Source organism: Qipengyuania sp. HL-TH1 (assembly GCF_036365825.1).
Classification (GTDB): Bacteria; Pseudomonadota; Alphaproteobacteria; order Sphingomonadales; family Sphingomonadaceae; genus Qipengyuania; species Qipengyuania profunda.
In genome coordinates, this window is record NZ_CP142675.1 from 902,657 (window position 1) to 918,689 (window position 16,033).

Annotated in this window: 11 protein-coding genes; 8 read left to right on the forward strand and 3 right to left on the reverse strand. The window is 67.3% G+C overall.

Annotation, left to right across the window (positions count from 1 at the left end; translation table 11 throughout):
• The first annotated feature begins 80 nt into the window (after nt 1-80).
• The 7 genes from VWN43_RS05040 to trxA are packed head-to-tail and all read left to right on the forward strand — an operon-like array spanning nt 81 to nt 11,419.
• Nucleotides 81-2,426: a sensor histidine kinase gene (locus tag VWN43_RS05040; RefSeq protein ID WP_320180416.1), complete on the forward strand. Its 2,346-nt coding sequence runs from the start codon at nt 81-83 to the stop codon at nt 2,424-2,426.
• Entirely contained in the window at nt 2,423-2,860 is a 438-nt protein-coding gene (gene tsaE / locus VWN43_RS05045; RefSeq protein WP_320180415.1) for a tRNA (adenosine(37)-N6)-threonylcarbamoyltransferase complex ATPase subunit type 1 TsaE, read from the forward strand. The genes VWN43_RS05040 and tsaE overlap by 4 nt, the downstream gene beginning before the upstream one ends.
• Complete coding sequence (locus VWN43_RS05050; protein ID WP_320180414.1) at nt 2,857-3,846, forward strand: aminoglycoside phosphotransferase family protein; 990 nt, start codon at nt 2,857-2,859, stop codon at nt 3,844-3,846. The genes tsaE and VWN43_RS05050 overlap by 4 nt, the downstream gene beginning before the upstream one ends.
• Nucleotides 3,843-4,565, forward strand: a complete 723-nt coding sequence (locus VWN43_RS05055) for a nucleotidyltransferase family protein (RefSeq protein ID WP_253516451.1) — start codon at nt 3,843-3,845, stop codon at nt 4,563-4,565. The genes VWN43_RS05050 and VWN43_RS05055 overlap by 4 nt, the downstream gene beginning before the upstream one ends.
• Nucleotides 4,558-7,572, forward strand: coding sequence for a double-strand break repair protein AddB (addB, locus tag VWN43_RS05060; RefSeq protein WP_320180413.1), 3,015 nt, complete (start codon nt 4,558-4,560; stop codon nt 7,570-7,572). Before VWN43_RS05055 ends, addB begins: the two co-directional genes overlap by 8 nt.
• Nucleotides 7,569-11,048, forward strand: coding sequence for a double-strand break repair helicase AddA (addA, locus tag VWN43_RS05065; protein WP_320180412.1), 3,480 nt, complete (start codon nt 7,569-7,571; stop codon nt 11,046-11,048). Before addB ends, addA begins: the two co-directional genes overlap by 4 nt.
• Before the next feature lie 50 nt (nt 11,049-11,098).
• Complete coding sequence (trxA, locus tag VWN43_RS05070; RefSeq protein ID WP_253516442.1) at nt 11,099-11,419, forward strand: thioredoxin; 321 nt, start codon at nt 11,099-11,101, stop codon at nt 11,417-11,419.
• Here the strand turns inward: trxA and VWN43_RS05075 are convergent.
• The 3 genes from VWN43_RS05075 to VWN43_RS05085 are packed head-to-tail and all read right to left on the reverse strand — an operon-like array spanning nt 11,416 to nt 15,506.
• Nucleotides 11,416-12,183, reverse strand: coding sequence for an inositol monophosphatase family protein (locus VWN43_RS05075; protein WP_320182121.1), 768 nt, complete (start codon nt 12,181-12,183; stop codon nt 11,416-11,418). The two genes, trxA and VWN43_RS05075, sit on opposite strands and share 4 nt — an antisense overlap.
• Before the next feature lie 29 nt (nt 12,184-12,212).
• The gene (argJ, locus tag VWN43_RS05080) at nt 12,213-13,439 is read right to left on the reverse strand and encodes a bifunctional glutamate N-acetyltransferase/amino-acid acetyltransferase ArgJ (RefSeq protein ID WP_320180411.1); all 1,227 of its coding nucleotides are present in this window, start codon (nt 13,437-13,439) and stop codon (nt 12,213-12,215) included.
• A gap of 39 nt (nt 13,440-13,478) precedes the next feature.
• Entirely contained in the window at nt 13,479-15,506 is a 2,028-nt protein-coding gene (locus tag VWN43_RS05085; RefSeq protein ID WP_320180410.1) for a spermine/spermidine synthase domain-containing protein, read from the reverse strand.
• Between the two features lie 173 nt (nt 15,507-15,679).
• Here VWN43_RS05085 and VWN43_RS05090 point away from each other — a divergent pair, with 173 nt between their 5' ends.
• The gene (locus VWN43_RS05090) at nt 15,680-15,949 is read left to right on the forward strand and encodes a hypothetical protein (RefSeq protein ID WP_320180409.1); all 270 of its coding nucleotides are present in this window, start codon (nt 15,680-15,682) and stop codon (nt 15,947-15,949) included.
• The last annotated feature ends 84 nt before the right edge of the window (nt 15,950-16,033 follow it).

Genomic DNA, 16,033 nt, shown 5'->3' on the forward strand with positions numbered 1-16,033 from the left:
GCCGCAAACTGCGGCACTACCGTGGCACGAACGCGCGCGGGGGCATTGCATCCCCGCGCGCGTCCGCATAGCTGGCGGTAATGGAAACCTCTCCCGCACTGCTGGCCATCGTCGGCCTTCTGCTGGCCTTATGGACCGCAGGTGCAGTCTGGGCGATGCTGCGCGCGAGCGGACGCGAGCAGAAATCGATCGCCAGCAGGCAGGTTGCGCAGCGCCTTTCGCGCCTGATCGAGGAAGCCCCCGCGATCCCGCTGCTGGTCCGCGCCGACGGGCGGATCGAGGCGCCCGACCGGCTGGCGCGCTGGATCGGGCTCGACAAGGTCCCCGAATACATGTCCGAACTGGCGGGCGCGGATGGCCGCGGCCTGACCGAAGCGCAGATGGACGATCTGACGCGCAACGTGCGCCGCACGCAGAAAACCGCCAAGCCCTTCCGCATGGCGATCACCGTGGCGCCGGGCTCGGGCAAGTCGCTGGCGATGCAGGGTTCGCTGGCAGACCCCGCGGTTTCGCCGGGCGGGGCGGCGCTGATCTGGGTCTTCGATTTCAGTGAGAGCGAAGCCGAACTGCTGCAATTGCGCGAGGAAGCCGCGCGTGCACGCGAGGATTTCGGTGCGCTCGTCGGCCTGATCGAAGCCGCACCCATGCCGATGTGGTTCCGCGGTGCGGACATGCAATTGCGGCTGGTCAACCAGGCCTATGTCGAAGCCGTCGGCGCGGACAGCGCGGACCGCGTGGTCACCGAACAGATCGAGCTGGTCGAAACGGTCAATGGCCGGACGGCGACCGAGGTCGCGCAACAGGCGGCCGACCGGCGCCAGCCGATCGAGCGCATTGTCAGCGCGACGATCGACCGTGCGCGGCGCACCATCCGGGTGACCGACTTGCCGCTGATGGGCGAAGGCATTGCCGGTTACGCGGTCGATATCGAGGAAATGGAGGAGCAGGCCCGCGAATTCCGTGCTTTCCGCGAGGCGCAGCGCTCGATGCTCGACCAGCTGTCTATCGGCGTGGCGCAATTCGATGCGGCGCACCGGATGACCTTCGCCAACCAGCCGTTCCACCGCGTGTTCTCGCTGCCGCCGGGCGTGGTCAATGATCGCACGACCTTCCAGCAAATGCTGCTGATTGCCCGCGAGAACGGCCGCATCCCCGAAGTGCGCGACTTCCCCGCCTGGCGCAACGAACTGGCCGAGTGGTTCCAGCGCGACGAGCCGCATGAAGAAGCCTGGTCGCTGTCGGACAGCACGCATCTGCGGATCGTCGCGCAGCCGCTCCCCGATGGCGGACTGGTGATGATCGCCGAGGACCGGACCGAGCAGCTCGCGCTGTCGGCGACGCGCGACACGCTGCTGCGCACGCGCACCGCGACATTCGACAATCTGTTCGAGGCGCTGGCGGTGTTTGCTCCCGACGGGCATCTGGAATTGTGGAACCGCGGCTTTCCCGGCGCCTGGGGGATCGAACACGAAGTTCTCGACGGCCACCCGCAGGCGGAGGATTTGCTCGGCGCGATTGCCCCGAACCTTGCCGATCCCAGCGCGGTCTCGCGGATCAACCAGGTCATCCGTGCGGCGACGCTCGATCGCAAGAAGAGCGATGGCCGCATCGAACTCGCCAATGGGCGCACGCTCGACTTCACCGGGGTCCCGCTGCCCGATGGCAATGGCCTGCTGACCGTGCTCGACGTGACCGCCTCGCGCCAGGCCGAACAGGCCTTGCGCGAGCGTAACCGCGCGCTGGAGGAAGCCGATGCGGTGATGACGCGCTTCCTGGCGAACATGAGCTATGAATTCCGTACGCCGCTGACCTCGATCGGCGGGTTTGCCGAATTGCTGACCAGCGGCATTGCGGGCGAATTGCCCCCGCAGGCCGAGGAATATGCGCAGGCAATCTCGCTGTCGGTCGGCAAGCTGACCGAGCAGGTCGAGAACGTCCTCGATCTCTCGCAATCCGAAGCGGGCTTGATGCCGCTGCGCCAGAGCAAGCTCGAACTGCTGCCCTTCGTCACGCAGATCGTGCGCAAGCAGGAACGGCGGATACTCGACAGCGGGCTGACGCTCGACCTCAAGGGAAGCCCCGAGAAGAGCGTCACCGCCGATCCGCACCAGTTGCGCCGGGCAATTTCGCAGCTGCTCGACAATGCCATCAACGGCACTCCGCGCGGCGGGCGGATACTGGTCGATATCGGCCGCAAGCGCGGCGAGACCAAGATCGTCATCGCCGACAATGGCCGCGGGATGAGCCAGCACGAACTGGCGCGCGCGCTCGAGGGCATCCGCATGTCTGCCGATGGCAAGGGGATCGAGCGGCGGCAGGGGCTGGGTATCCCGCTCGCGCGGCAGCTGATCGAAGCGCATGGCGGAACGCTCGAAATCCACAGCCGCAAGAACGGCGGTACCACGGCCACGATCACCCTGCCGTGACCATTGCCTTGCCCGATCTCGCAGCGATGGAGGCGTTCGGCCAGCGTATCGCGGCCCTGCTCGCCCCGGGCGATGTCGTCGCGCTTTCGGGCAACCTCGGGACGGGCAAGACCACGCTCGCCCGGGCGATCCTTGCCGCGCTGGGCCATGCCGGCGAAGTGCCGTCGCCAACCTACACGATTATCGAGACCTATGACGAGCTGAACCCGCCGGTGGTGCATGCCGATTTCTACCGGCTGGAACATCCGTCCGAGGTCGAGGAGCTCGGGCTCGACGACTATCGCGAGGGCGCGGTCCTGCTTGCCGAATGGCCCGACCATGCCGGCGGCTTCGCGCATGAGCCGACGTGTCTCGCGATTGATCTCGAAAAGGTGGGTGACGGGCGCGAGGCCGTTGTAACCCCGGGCACATCTTGGCAAGGGCGCTGGCTATGAGCGACGCGCTTCTTGACGATATTCACGCATTCCTTGGCGATACCGAATGGGAAGGGGCGGAGATCGCCCCGCTCGTCGGCGATGCCAGTTTCCGCCGGTACTTCCGGCTCAAGCTCGGCGGCAAGAGCGCAATGCTGATGCATGCGCCGCCGCCCGAGGAAGATCCCAGGCCCTTCCTGCATGTCGCGCACTGGCTGGAAACCAGCGGCCTGCGCGCGCCGCATATCCTGTCGGAAGACGCCGCGCGCGGTTGGGTGCTGACCGAAGATTTCGGCGACCAGCGGATGCGCGAATGGATCGACGACAATCCGGGTGACGAACGCGACATCTATGCCAAGGCGATCGACACGCTGGTGCAGCTGCACCGGCTGCCGCCGGGTCCGTTCGCGCCCTACGACATGGCGGTTTACCTGCGCGAAGCCATGTTGCTGGTCGAATGGTATTGTCCGGCGATGGGGCTCGACGTCGATGTCGAGGGCTATCGCAAGGCGTGGGAGGCCGTTTTCGAGCCCGTGCTGCCTCGCCAGACGCCGGGTGTAACCGTGCTGCGCGATTACCATGCGGAAAACATCATGCTGCTCGAGCCCGGCAAGCTGGCGGGCGCGCAGGGGCTGATCGACTTCCAGGACGCGCTGGTCGGCCACCCCGCCTATGATCTCGTCAGCCTGCTGCAGGATGCCCGCCGCGATGTTGCCGAAGACCTCGAATGCGAAATGCTCGGTCGCTACCGTGCTGCGGCCGATCCGGGCGAGCACTTCGAAGCCGATTACGCGCGGCTCGGCGCGCAGCGGAACGCCAAGATCGTCGGCATCTTCACCCGGCTGTGGAAGCGCGATGGCAAGGCCCGCTACCTCGCGATGATCCCGCGGGTCTGGACCGCGATGGAGCGCGATCTCGCGCATGAAGCGCTGCGGCCGGTCGCCGACTGGTTTGCCGCCAATATCCCGCAGGAAATCCGCGATACGGCGGGTGGGGAAATCCAGTGAGCGAACTGGCCTCCGATACCGCCATGCTGATGGCCGCGGGCCTGGGCAAGCGGATGCGCCCGCTGACCGCGAGCACGCCCAAACCGCTGGTACGCGTCGCGGGAAAGCCGCTGATCGACCGGGCGCTCGACCGGTTGGAGGAAGCCGGGATCGCCAAGGCGGTGGTCAATGTCCACTATCTCGCCGATGCGATCGAGGCGCATATCGGGCCGCGCAAGGCGCCCGCTGTGACCTTCTCGGACGAGCGTGAACACTTGCTCGAAACCGGCGGCGGCATGGTCAAGGCCGCGGCGGCGGGCCTGCTGCCCAGCCAGTTCTTCGCCTGCAATGCCGACAGCATCTGGCTCGATGGTCCGCGCAATGCCTTTGCCGATCTGTCGGCGCGCTGGGACCCCGACCGGATGGACGCGCTGCTGCTGGTCGTGAACCACGCGCGGGCGTATAATTTCGACGGCGTGGGCGATTTCTACATGAACGGGGCGGGGCTGTTGCAGCGCAAGCTGCCGGGGCGGATCGCACCTTTCATCTATACCGGGATCCAGCTTGTGTCCGAGCGGCTGCTGCGCGATGCGCCCGAAGGCAAGTTCTCGACCAATGTCCTGTGGGACCGGGCGATCGCCGAAGGCCGCCTGTTCGGGCTCGCCTTTACCGGGCACTGGTACGAAGTCGGCACGCCGGCGCATATTCGCCCGACCGAACAGGCGCTCAAGGGTGGCTGAACGGCACCTGCCGCAGGTCTATTCGATTGCTGCCCACCGCGGCTTTGCCGATGCGCTGGTGGCGGGTCTCGTCCCGCGATATTCGGAACCCGAGTTCGGCCTTGCGCGGCTGACGCTGCTGGTCCCGAGCAGCCGTGCGCGGCGGACGATTGCCGAGGCTTTCATCCGTCACGCGGGCGAGCATGCCACACCGGGGCTGCTGATGCCGCGCATGGCGGTGGTTGGCGATCTCGATCTCGACGAGACGCTCGGCCCGCTGCTCGACCCGCTTGGGGCGGCAGATGTTCCGCCCGCGATCGATCCGCAGCGGCGGCTGTTCGCGCTGGCCCAGCTTATTGGCGAAACCATGGGCGACCAGGCGCCCGGCGGGGCGACCCTGCTCCGGCTGGCGCGCGAGATGGGCGCGACGATGGACCGGCTGCTGGTCGAAGGCGTGGACCCCGAGGAACTGCTTGGCAAGCCCGTGCTCGACCTGTTCGGATCGCTATCGGGCCATTGGCAGCAAAGCCTCCACCTGTTCGCCAGCGTGCAGGCACAATGGCTGGCGCAATTGCGCGAATGGGACGCGCTCGACGCGGCCGCGCGGCGCAATCGTCTGTTCGACTGGGCCGCCTCGCGCTGGAAGCAAACCCCGCCGCCCACGCCGATCGTGGCTGCGGGGGTGACCAGCGCGGCGCCGTCGCTCGCGCGGCTGTTGCGCGTCGTGGCGGATCTCGAACATGGCGCGGTCATCCTGCCCGATTTCGACCTGACGATGCCGCAGGCGGTCTGGGATGAATTGGGGCGGGCGGGCGCGACGCCCGAGCCGGGAGCGACGCCGTTTGCGCGCGACGATGCGGTGACGCATCCGCAATATCACCTCAAGCTGCTGCTCAATCGCATGGGGGTGGCGCGCGGGGAAGTGCAGCCGTGGCATCGCAAGGGCCTCGCCGCGGCGCCGCCAGAGCGTAGTCACGCGATCGGCTCGCTGTTTCTCCCGCCCGAGGCGAGCAAGGGCTGGGTCGATCTGCCGCCCGAAAAGCGCCGCCTGTCTGGCCTGCGGACGATGACCTGCGCGACGCCAGAGGAAGAGGCGCAGGCGATCGCGCTGTTGGTGCGCGAAGCGCTCGAGGAACCCGAACGGCGCGTGGCAGTCGTCACCCCGGACCGCGCATTGGCGCGGCGGGTGGTGCATCATCTCGACCGCTGGAATATCGCTGCCGACGATTCGGCGGGCCGCCCGCTCTCGCAGACCCCGGCCGGGCGGTTGCTCCTGCTGCTGGCCGAGGTGATGGCGGAGGACGCCGCGCCCGTGCCGCTGATGGGGCTGTTGGCGCATCCGCTGGTCGATGGCGGGATGGAGCGCGGTACCTGGCTGCGCCAGCTGCGCCGGGTCGAGCGGCACCTGCGCGGGCCGCGGCAGGCGGGCGGCCTTGTCCCGCTTGCGAAGATCGCAGCCCGGCTGTTCGAAACCCACCCGCGCGTCGGCGCATGGTATGCGGTAGTCGAACAGGCGCTGATGCCGCTGCTCGCATTGCGGCAGGAGGAAAGCGCGCCGCTGGCCGAAGTGCTGGATGCGCTGGCCGAAGCGGGCGAGGCGCTGTGCGGCGAGAAGTTGTGGGCCAGGGAAGACGGCCGCGCGCTCTCCGCCTTTGTCGAGGATTTGCGCCTGCATGCGCGCGAGGCGGGTTTTGCGCTCGCGCCGACCGAGACGGGCATCGCGCTGCGTGATGCGATGGAGCAGGTCGCAGTGCGGCCGCCCTATGGCGGGCATGCGCGGGTACAAATTCTCGGTCTGCTGGAAAGCCGGATGAACCGCGCCGAACTGGTCATCTGTGCGGGCCTCAACGAAGGCGTCTGGCCCACCAGGGGCGGGATCGACGCGCTGCTCGCGCCCGCCGTGCTGCGCGCGCTGGGCATTCCCGGCTCCGATTTCCGCATCGGCCTGTCGGCGCACGATTTGGCCGGCGCGATGGGGGCGCCCGAGGTCGTGCTCTCGCGGTCGGAGCGCGACGAGGCCGGCCCTGCGATCCCCTCGCGTTTCCTGCTGCGGGTCCAGGCATTGCTGGGCGAGATGCAGCCGCGTTACGAGGAACGCGAAGCGGTCGCGCTGGCCCGCGCCATGACGCGCGCACCGGCGGCCGAACGCTATCCGCGGCCCGCGCCCGATCCGGCGCCGGAACAGCGCGATGTCGATATTTCTGCCACCGCGCTCGATCGACTGCTGGGCGATCCCTACCAGTTCTATGCGGGCAAGATCATGGGTCTGTCCGACCTCGACGCGCTCGATGCCGAGCCGTCGGCGCTGTGGCAGGGCAATGTCGCGCATACGATCCTGCAGCGCTGGCACGAGGCGCGCGAGGCCGACCCGGCGGCGTCGCTGGCACCGATCATGGACGCGGTGCTCGACGAGGAGAACGCCGATCCGCTGATGCGCGGGCTGTGGCAGCCCCGCCTCGAAGCAGCGCTGCGCTGGATCGAGGACCAGGTGACCGGTTACGATGATCGCCGCGTGCTCGCGGTCGAAAAGAAGGGCGCGATGACTTTCGAAGGCGTGCAGGTGCATGGCCGCGCGGACCGGATCGACCGGCTCGAGGACGGCGGTCTTGCGATCATCGACTACAAGACCGGCAAGCCGCCCAGCGCGGCGATGGTCGAGCAGGGCTTTGCGCTCCAGCTCGGTATCCTCGGCCTGATCGCCGAGCGGGGCGGATTTGGCGGCCTGTCGGGCGATCCGCACGGCTATGAATACTGGTCGCTGGGCAAGGCGCATAATGACGATAACCCGTTCGGCTTCGGCTATGTCGACATCCCGCTCAAGGTCGGGCGCAAGACTTCGGGTGTGCTGCCCGAGGAATTCCTCCCGCTCACCGCCGAGAAGCTGACGCTGGCTATCGGCCGTTTCATCAAGGGCCGCGATCCCTTCACCGCGCGCGAGAACCCCAATTACCCCGCCTACGACACCTATGACCAGCTGATGCGGCTCGATGAATGGATCGCGCATCAGGATGGCGGAGAGGACGCATGAGCGGGACCGTTTACGAACTGCAGGACAAGCAGCGGCTCGCGGTCGATCCGCAGGACAGCGTGTGGCTGTCGGCGAGCGCGGGGACGGGCAAGACGCAGGTGCTGTCGGCGCGTGTGCTGCGGCTGCTGCTCGAACCGGGTGCCGATCCTTCGCAGGTGCTGTGCCTGACCTTCACCAAGGCAGGCGCGGCAGAAATGGCGGTGCGGGTCAACGCGGTGCTCGCGCGGTGGGTGCGGATGGACGATGCGCAGCTGGGCAAGGAGCTCGGCTATCTTGGCGCGCCGGCCGATCTCGCCACGCGCGCGCGGGCCCGCGCACTGTTCGCGCGCGTGCTCGATTGTCCCGGCGGCGGCTTGCGGATCGATACGATCCACGCCTTCGCACAGTATCTTCTCGCCGCGTTCCCCGGCGAAGCGGGCATGTTGCCCGGATCGCGCCCGATGGAAGACCGCGAGCGCGACCTGCTCAGCCGCGAGGTGCTTGCGGCGCTGCTCGGCGAAGGCGACATTCGCATAACCGGCGCGATTGCCGAGATGAGCAAGCGCAAGGGCCCCGATGCGGTCCGCGGCTGGCTGATGCGCTGCGCACGGCACATGGAACTATGGCGCGGACCGGGAAGCTGGCAGCCGCCGATGCAATCACGCGTCCACCGCCTGCTAGGCATTCCCGCCGATGCCGATGAGGCGTGGGTGGCCGAGGCCTGTTCGGACGAGGCCTTCCCGGTGGAATCATTGCGCGCCTGCCTGCCCGCGACGCGCGCATGGCCCGCCAAGACCGGGCAGCAATGCGCCGATTTCATCGAGAGCTGGCTCGCCGGTGATGCGGATGCGCGCCGAGCTGGTCTCGAGGGTTTCTGCGCCACATTGCTCAAGAAGGACGGAACGCCGCGCAAACTTGCTGGGGCGGAGAAGGCGGATCCTGCCTTTCCGGACAACCAGCAGCAGGTGGCCGAGGCCGTGGCGCTGGTGCGCGAACGCGCCGCGTTGATCGAGCTGGCGGCATTCCTCGCTCCGCAGCTCGAGGCCGGGCGCGCCTTCGCGCTCGCCTGGCATAAGGCGAAGGAGCGCGAGGGGCTGGTCGATTTCGACGACCTTATCGCGCGTGCCGCCAGCCTGCTGTCGAACAGCGCGATGGCCGAGTGGATCCGCTACAAGCTCGACCGCAGTTTCGACCATATCCTCGTCGACGAGGCGCAGGATACCAATGCGGCGCAATGGAGCATCGTCAAGGCGCTGACCGACGATTACTTCGACGGGGCCGGGGCGCAGGGCGATGCGGTGCGCACCATCTTTGCAGTCGGCGACTACAAGCAGGCGATCTTCGGTTTCCAGGGCACCAGTCCGGAAAACTTCCGCGAAGCGCGCGATTACTTCCGCGACAAGCTGGATGCCGCTGCGCAGGCCGCGCGCGAAACCCGCGGCGCGCCGGATGTTCGCGGGCTGGAGGAATACGGGCTCGGGCGCAGCTATCGCACCAACCAGCAGGTGCTGGGCTTCGTCGATCGGGCGATCGACGCGATTGGCTATGACGGTTTCGGTCTCGACCAGCGCGGCGACCCGCATACGGGCAGCGCGGAGCCGGGACTGATCGGCTTGTGGCAGGTCGTCCGGGTCACGGAAGGCGAGGACGATGACGGCGAGCGCGAAGGCTGGCTTGCACGGCACGATCGCCAGCTGGCCGATCGTATCGCGCAGCAAGTGGCACAGTGGCTCGATCCTGCGGGCGAGGGCTTCACGCTGTCGAAGGGCAATCCGCGCCGCGCGACCGCCGGCGATGTTATGATCCTGGTGCAGAAGCGGCGCGAGCTGGCGTCGCTGATCGTCGCGCGGCTTTATCGTCACGGTGTTCCCGTCGCCGGGGTCGATCGCCTGCGGCTCGGCAATCCGCTGGCGGTGAAGGATCTGATGGCGGCGCTGCGCTTTGCCGCGCAACCGCTCGACGATCTCACGCTCGCCAGCCTGCTCGTCTCGCCGCTGATCGGGTGGAGCCAGGACGAATTGCTGCGCTACGGCCATCGCCCGCCGCGGGTCCGGCTGTGGGAGCATTTGCGCGAAAGCGATGCCGAGCGGGTGGAGGAAACCATGGGTATCCTGCGCGAAATCCTGCGCCGCGCCGATTACGACAGTCCGCAGCAATTGCTCCACTGGATGCTGATCGGCCCGATGGACGGACGGCGGCAATTGGTCGCGCGGCTGGGGCGCGAGGCGAACGATCCGATCGACGAATTGCTCAATGCGGCGAATGCCTATGCCAGCGCGCATACCGCCAGCCTGCAGGGCTTCATCCGCTGGTTCGATGCCGGCGATGGCGACCTGAAACGCGAAGCGGGCGAGGGCGGCGACCAGGTCCGCGTCATGACCGTGCATGGCTCGAAAGGGCTCGAAGCGCCGATCGTGATCCTTGCCGATAGCGCGATCCGCCCCGATGGTGCGGGCGAGGTGGTTCTGCACGAGGACCTCCCCGGTGGGGGCGAGGCACGCGCGGTCCCGCTGCCCGTCCTTGCCAAGGGCGAACAGGTCGGTCCGGTGCGGCTGGCGGGCGAGCTCGAAACCGCCAAGGCAATGCAGGAGCACTGGCGGCTGCTCTATGTCGCGCTGACGCGGGCGCAGGAGGCGCTGTTCATCACCGGCTCGCTGGGTCCGCGCGATGCGAAGAACGGCCCGCATGAGGATAGCTGGTATGCGCGCCTCAAGCCGCTGTTCGGCGAGGACGAGGGGCTGGCTGACCCGATCTGGGGCGCGCGCTGGGAAATCGGCGAACGCGCCCCGTCAGTAGCGCCAGCGGCCGAGCACACCACCGAGACTTTGCAGCCGATGCTGCCCGTATGGGCCACGCGCCCGATCGGTCCCGAACCGCGGCCGCCGCGCCCGCTCGCGCCCTCGGGGCTGGGCGAGGTCGAGGGCAGCGATCCGCCGCTTCCTCCCGCCCATGCGGCAGAGGCGGTGTGGCGCGGGACGCTGATCCACGCGCTGCTCGAACGGATGCCGCAGCTGGCCGAGGATATGCGCGAAGAACAGGCGCGCGGCTGGCTCGCGCGGCAGGCCCCCGATCTGACCGAGGCGGAGCGCGCGGAAATGCTCGCGCGGGTTCGCGCGGTGCTGGAGGACCCGGCCTTCGCGCATGTGTTCGGTCCGCAGGCGCTGGCCGAAGTGCCGCTCGCCGCGACGGTCGAAGGGCAGGTCGTGATGGGCACGGCGGACCGGTTGCTGGTCACGAGCGAGACGGTCACCGTGGTCGATTTCAAGACCGCGCGGCGCCCGCCGGCCACGCTTGGTGACATTCCCGACAGCACGCTCAAGCAGATGGCGGCCTATGTCGCCGCGCTGGAGACGATCTATCCCGGACGGCGGGTCGAAGCCGCAGTGCTCTATACCCAGACGCCGCAGCTGTTCGCCTTGCCGCCCGCGATACTGGCTGCTTACAAGAGCGCGTTTGCGGCGCCGCAGGAAAGTTTTACCCTGCCGCCCGTTGTGTAATTGACCGGGCTGCCCACATCGGGGGCCAAGCGAATTTCAGGAGATTTCCCATGGCCACCACCGCCGTCACCGACGCCAGCTTCCAATCCGACGTGCTCGAAAGCGACAAGCCCGTGCTGGTCGATTTCTGGGCCGACTGGTGCGGTCCGTGCAAGATGATTGCACCCGCGCTCGAAGAACTGAGCGAGGAACTGGGCGAGCAGGTCACCATCGCCAAGATGGACATCATGGAAAACCCCGACGTCCCCGGTTCGATGGGCGTCCAGTCGATCCCCTATCTCGTGCTGTTCAAGAATGGCGAAGCCGCTGCCCATATGCGCGGCGCTGCGCCCAAGGGCCAGCTCAAGCAGTGGCTTGAGAGCGAGCTTTAATCCAGCTTCGCATATAGCTCGGCGAGCTCGTCCCACAGGGCCGGGCTCGCCGCACCCAGCAGGCCCGTTCGGCCCACCTCGTCCACGCGATAGGGTGAGCCGTCGGGCCGCGCTGCTTTTCCGCCCGCCTCGTTGAGCCATAGCGCACCCGCCGCGTGGTCCCAGGCCAACGTGCGTTCGAAAATCGACACATCGTTCACGCCCAGCGCCAGCCGCGGATATTGCTCGGCGGCGCAATAGGGGATGTCGACGAGTTCGTACTGCGGCGCGATATGCCGCCGTGTCGCCTCGCGGCGCTCTTCCTGCATGAAGATCAGCGACAGGGCGGCGATCGGCGGCGTCATGCCGGTGGGGCGGGCGGCGACCTTGGCGCCATCAACCTGCGCCCCCTGGCCGCGATGCGCGGTGCAGAAGCGACCGCTGAGGCAGTCGTAAATCCACCCGGACTGTGCTTCCCCGCCTTCGGCGCGCGCGATGATGATCCCGAATGGCGGCTTGCCGCTGGCGAAATTGCGGGTCCCGTCGACTGGATCGACGATCCAGCACGGGCGGTCGAGCCGGTCGAGTATGCCCGGGTCCGCATGCGCGGTTTCCTCGCCCACGAAGGCGAGCGTATCGTCGAGCGCGGCCAGCCCCTCGCGCAGCAGCGCCTCGCTCTCCTTGTCGGCCACCGTGACGGGGTCGTTGCCGCCCTTGTCCTCGACTTCGCCCGCGGCGAGGTTGCGGTAGCGCGGGAGGATCGCCTGCTCGGTGACCCGCTGCATCAGCGCGAGGATATCGCGGTCGAGCGCGCTCACGAGCGGTAGTCTGCATTGATGGAGATGTAGTCATGCGTGAGATCGCAGGTCCACACGGTCGCGCGGCCTTCGCCGAGGCCGAGATCGACCTCGATGCGAATGTCCTGCCCGGCAAGATGCGCGGCGACCGGCGCCTCGTCGTAATCGGCGACGGGCTGGCCATCGCGTGCGGCCCAGGTCCCGCCGAAGCCGATCGACAATCGGTCGCGGTCGGCGGGTTCGCCTGCCTTGCCTACCGCCATGACGACGCGGCCCCAATTGGCATCGCCCCCGGCAATCGCGGTCTTCACCAGCGGGGAGTTGGCAATCGCCAGGCCGACGCGGCGCGCGCTGGCGTCGTCCGCCGCCCCGGTGACCGCGATCTCGATGAATTTCTGCGCGCCTTCGCCGTCGCGCACGACCAGCAGGGCGAGTTCGCGGCAGACATCGTGCAGCGCCGCGTAGAAGGCATCGGCGCCGGGGTCGTCCCATGTGGTCAGCGGCGCATTGCCGGCCTTGCCGGTTGCGAACAGCAGCACCGTGTCGCTGGTCGAGGTATCGCCATCGACCGTGATGCAGGAGAACGTCGCCTCATTCGCCTTGGACAGCATCTCCTGCAGGAAGGCCGGATCCACTGCCGCATCGGTAAAGACATAGCCCAGCATCGTCGCCATGTCGGGCGCGATCATGCCGCTGCCCTTGATGATCCCGGCGAGTTCGACCCGCTGGTCCCCGATGAAAGCCGCCGCTGCCGCGCCCTTGGTGAAGGTGTCGGTGGTCCCGATCGCGCTCGCCGCGTCTTCCCAGCCGCAGCTTTCGGCACCGAGCACCGCAGCCACGCCGGCGCGCGCCTTGTCCTTGGGCAAGGGCACTCCGATCACGCCGGTCGAGGACACGAACACCTCGTCCCCCGGGCAGTCGAGTGCCTCGGCTACCTGGGCGACGATCTGCTCGACCGCCTCGCGCCCGCGATAGCCGGTGAAGGCGTTGGAATTGCCTGCATTCACGATCAGCGCCCGCGCGCGGCCTTGCTCCACCTGCGCGCGGCCCATCTCGACCTCGCTCGAGGCGCAGGCCGATTTGGTGAAGACCCCCGCCACGGCGCAGCCGGCGGCGAGTTCGACATAGGTCAGATCGGACCGGTTCCACGCCTTGTAGCCCGCGCGCGCCACGCGCAGCGTTACGCCGTCGATTACCGGCAGCGCGGGGAAGGGGCGGGCGAGCGGAGAAGGCGTTAGATCCATTCCCCGCGCGCTAGCCCCGCGCCGCGCGCCAGACAAGCGTCAGGCTGCGCGGCCCGCAACCCTCGGCACCAGCAGGAAGGCGACCAGATACAGCAGCCCGGTCACGATCAGCAGGTTGTTGTAGCCGGTGAACAGCGCCGCATATTCGAGACACCCGCCGACGATCGTGCCGAGCAGGTTGATCGCAAAGGCCGATTGCGAATCGCTGCTTTCACGGAAGCGTTTCGCAAAGGCGATATTGGCGAGGTAGATCGGCAGGAAGGCTAGCACGGTCGCCACGACCAGCCGCGGCCAGAAAGCCAGTGGCAGCAGCCATTCGGGCTTGATGACCCAGGCCGCCGCAAGCGAGGCCGCCAGCGCGATGAAGACCACTTTGAGTGGCGGTGTCTTGACCCGCCGCTCGGTCTCTACCGCGGCGAGGACGATCACCAGCACGCCGGCAAACACCAGCGCGTTGACGAACCATGTGGTGCCGAACAGCAAGGCAAAGGTCGCGATGTTCTTGGTTTCGAGCAGCAGGAACGCCGCACCCATGAAGAACAGGTCGGCATAGGGCCGCATCGTGCCGAGCGGGCCGCCCAGCAGCCGCACGGTCACCAGCGAGGCGAGCAGGATGGCCCCGATGGTGAAGGCATAGAGCGGCGGGAAGCTGTTTCCGCGGAAATAGAGGAACGGGGCATCGTCCTTGACCGTGGTGATTTCGGTTGTCGGAACCCAGGGTTCGCCGCAGGTCTGCGATTCCACCTGCACCGCGATGCTGACGACGGCCTGCGCATCGGCCCAGGTGTCGACGCAGGGTTCATGGCCGAACACCGCCTGCGTGGTCCCGGCAAGCCGGTCAATCAGCCAGGGTTCGCGGTAATAGTTGTACATCGCAAACGCGCCGTCGGGTTTGAGCGCGCGGCGGACCGACTGGATGGCCTCCTCGGTAAAGAGGAAGGATTCGAGGCGGATTTGAGATGCGCCGCTCACCAGCGTGAGCGAATCGGGCAGCGCGAAAAGAATGAGATCGTATTTGCGCTCGGTGTTTTCGAGGAAAGCGCGGCCGTCGTTGACATGCCGCTGGACGCCGGGGTTGGCGTAGGGGCGGTCGATGTTCATCTCGACCCCGATCTGCATGATGCGCGGGTCGATATCCACGGCATCGACATGCTTGGCCCCTTCGCGCAGCGCGATCGCAACGTCCGAACCCGACCCAGCGCCGACGATCAGCACGTCGTCGAGCTTGCCCGGAAGCCGCAGATAGGGCGTCTCGTAAATCCGTTCGCCCTGTTCCAGCTTCCATTCCGCCGGAGCCATCAACTGGTGCGGGACGCCATTCGCGCGGATCAGGACGAAACCCGAATCGGCTTCTTCCATCTGTTCGGCATTGATCTTGTAATAGGGTGACCAGCTCACCCCGGGGGTGAAGGTTTCCATCGCGAGGCCCGCCAGCAGCACCACGCCCCAGCCGGCGCTGATGATCCGGCGGTTGGGCGCTGTCAGCAGCATGATCGGAACCATGGCGACCACGCCCCAGACGAGCGAGGGTGCATGGAGGAAACTCAGGGCAGTGAAGCCGAGAATCCCGGCCAGCGAACCGATCAGGTCATAGCGATAGGCAGACAGGGGGCGCATCTTGGGAAAACACCGCCCGACAAGTTCCGCCGGTCCGGCAAGGATTACCGCGACCAGCCCGAAGACCACGGGCAGCGCAAGCCAGGCGGGTGGTCCTTCGATTTCGAGCGCGGTGAAATAGATGAGGTCCGAACCCTGCCGTTCGATCGAGACCGGAAACTGGATCACGCCGATCACGAGGATCGCCAGCAGCGGCAGTGAAATCGGCCAGATCGACCATTCCTTGCGGCTGATCAGGAAGCCTGCGCCAATGCCGAGGAACGACCCCAGCAGGACGAAATTCGAGAAATAGGACAGGTGGACGACGCTCGAACCGAGCCAGCGGATCAGCGCGAGTTCGACGAAGAGCATGAGCCCGCTGGCCAGCAGCAGGCGGGTAACGACGGCGGGGTCATCCCGCTCTTCATAGCCGCTCGGCTTGCTACCCAAGGTCCCGTCGACAGTGCTCATTCTTGCCCCCTGCAATCCCGTTTCGAGTGCGACGCTTAGGAGCGTATGTTTACTGGAAAGATAATTCGACTGCTGGCCCGCATCTGTCCCCAGCGCCGGAGGCGGGACTTTCGGCGAGTTTACCGGCTTCGGGCTGGACGATCCGCCTCCGCGTCACTATCTCGCCGGTCAGGATGCTTAAACGCCTGCTCGCCTGCCTCGCGCTCCTGACCGGCCTCGCTGCTGCCGGCGCGCCTGCCCATGCGGTGGTTTATGATGCGGCATCGGGCGTCGAGCGCGCAGCCGATACCGAGAAGCCCTGCCACGGCGAGGTAAGCATCCGTCTCCACACGGCTCGCCATTCGCTGGTTGCGCCGCGTGCGACCGGACCGGGCCAGCCGGCGCCGGTCCTTTCGGTCGTCATCCCGACCGTGCAGATGGGCATCGACCGCGCCTACGAATAGGCCGGTCGCGACATCCCCCGATTTTCGTCCGCCACGCACGCTGTGCGCGGGCTTCCCACCATACCCCATAGAATTCATCCGGAA

Bases quoted from the DNA above. Each gene is read 5' to 3' on its own strand.
- VWN43_RS05040 (WP_320180416.1), top strand. From the start codon at position 81: ATGGAAACCTCTCCCGCACTGCTGGCCATCGTCGGCCTTCTGCTGGCC.
- VWN43_RS05050 (WP_320180414.1), top strand. From the start codon at position 2,857: ATGAGCGACGCGCTTCTTGACGATATTCACGCATTCCTTGGCGATACC.
- addA (WP_320180412.1), top strand. From the start codon at position 7,569: ATGAGCGGGACCGTTTACGAACTGCAGGACAAGCAGCGGCTCGCGGTC.
- trxA (WP_253516442.1), top strand. From the start codon at position 11,099: ATGGCCACCACCGCCGTCACCGACGCCAGCTTCCAATCCGACGTGCTC.
- VWN43_RS05075 (WP_320182121.1), bottom strand. From the start codon at position 12,183: ATGCAGCGGGTCACCGAGCAGGCGATCCTCCCGCGCTACCGCAACCTC.
- argJ (WP_320180411.1), bottom strand. From the start codon at position 13,439: ATGGATCTAACGCCTTCTCCGCTCGCCCGCCCCTTCCCCGCGCTGCCG.
- VWN43_RS05085 (WP_320180410.1), bottom strand. From the start codon at position 15,506: ATGAGCACTGTCGACGGGACCTTGGGTAGCAAGCCGAGCGGCTATGAA.
- VWN43_RS05090 (WP_320180409.1), top strand. From the start codon at position 15,680: ATGCTTAAACGCCTGCTCGCCTGCCTCGCGCTCCTGACCGGCCTCGCT.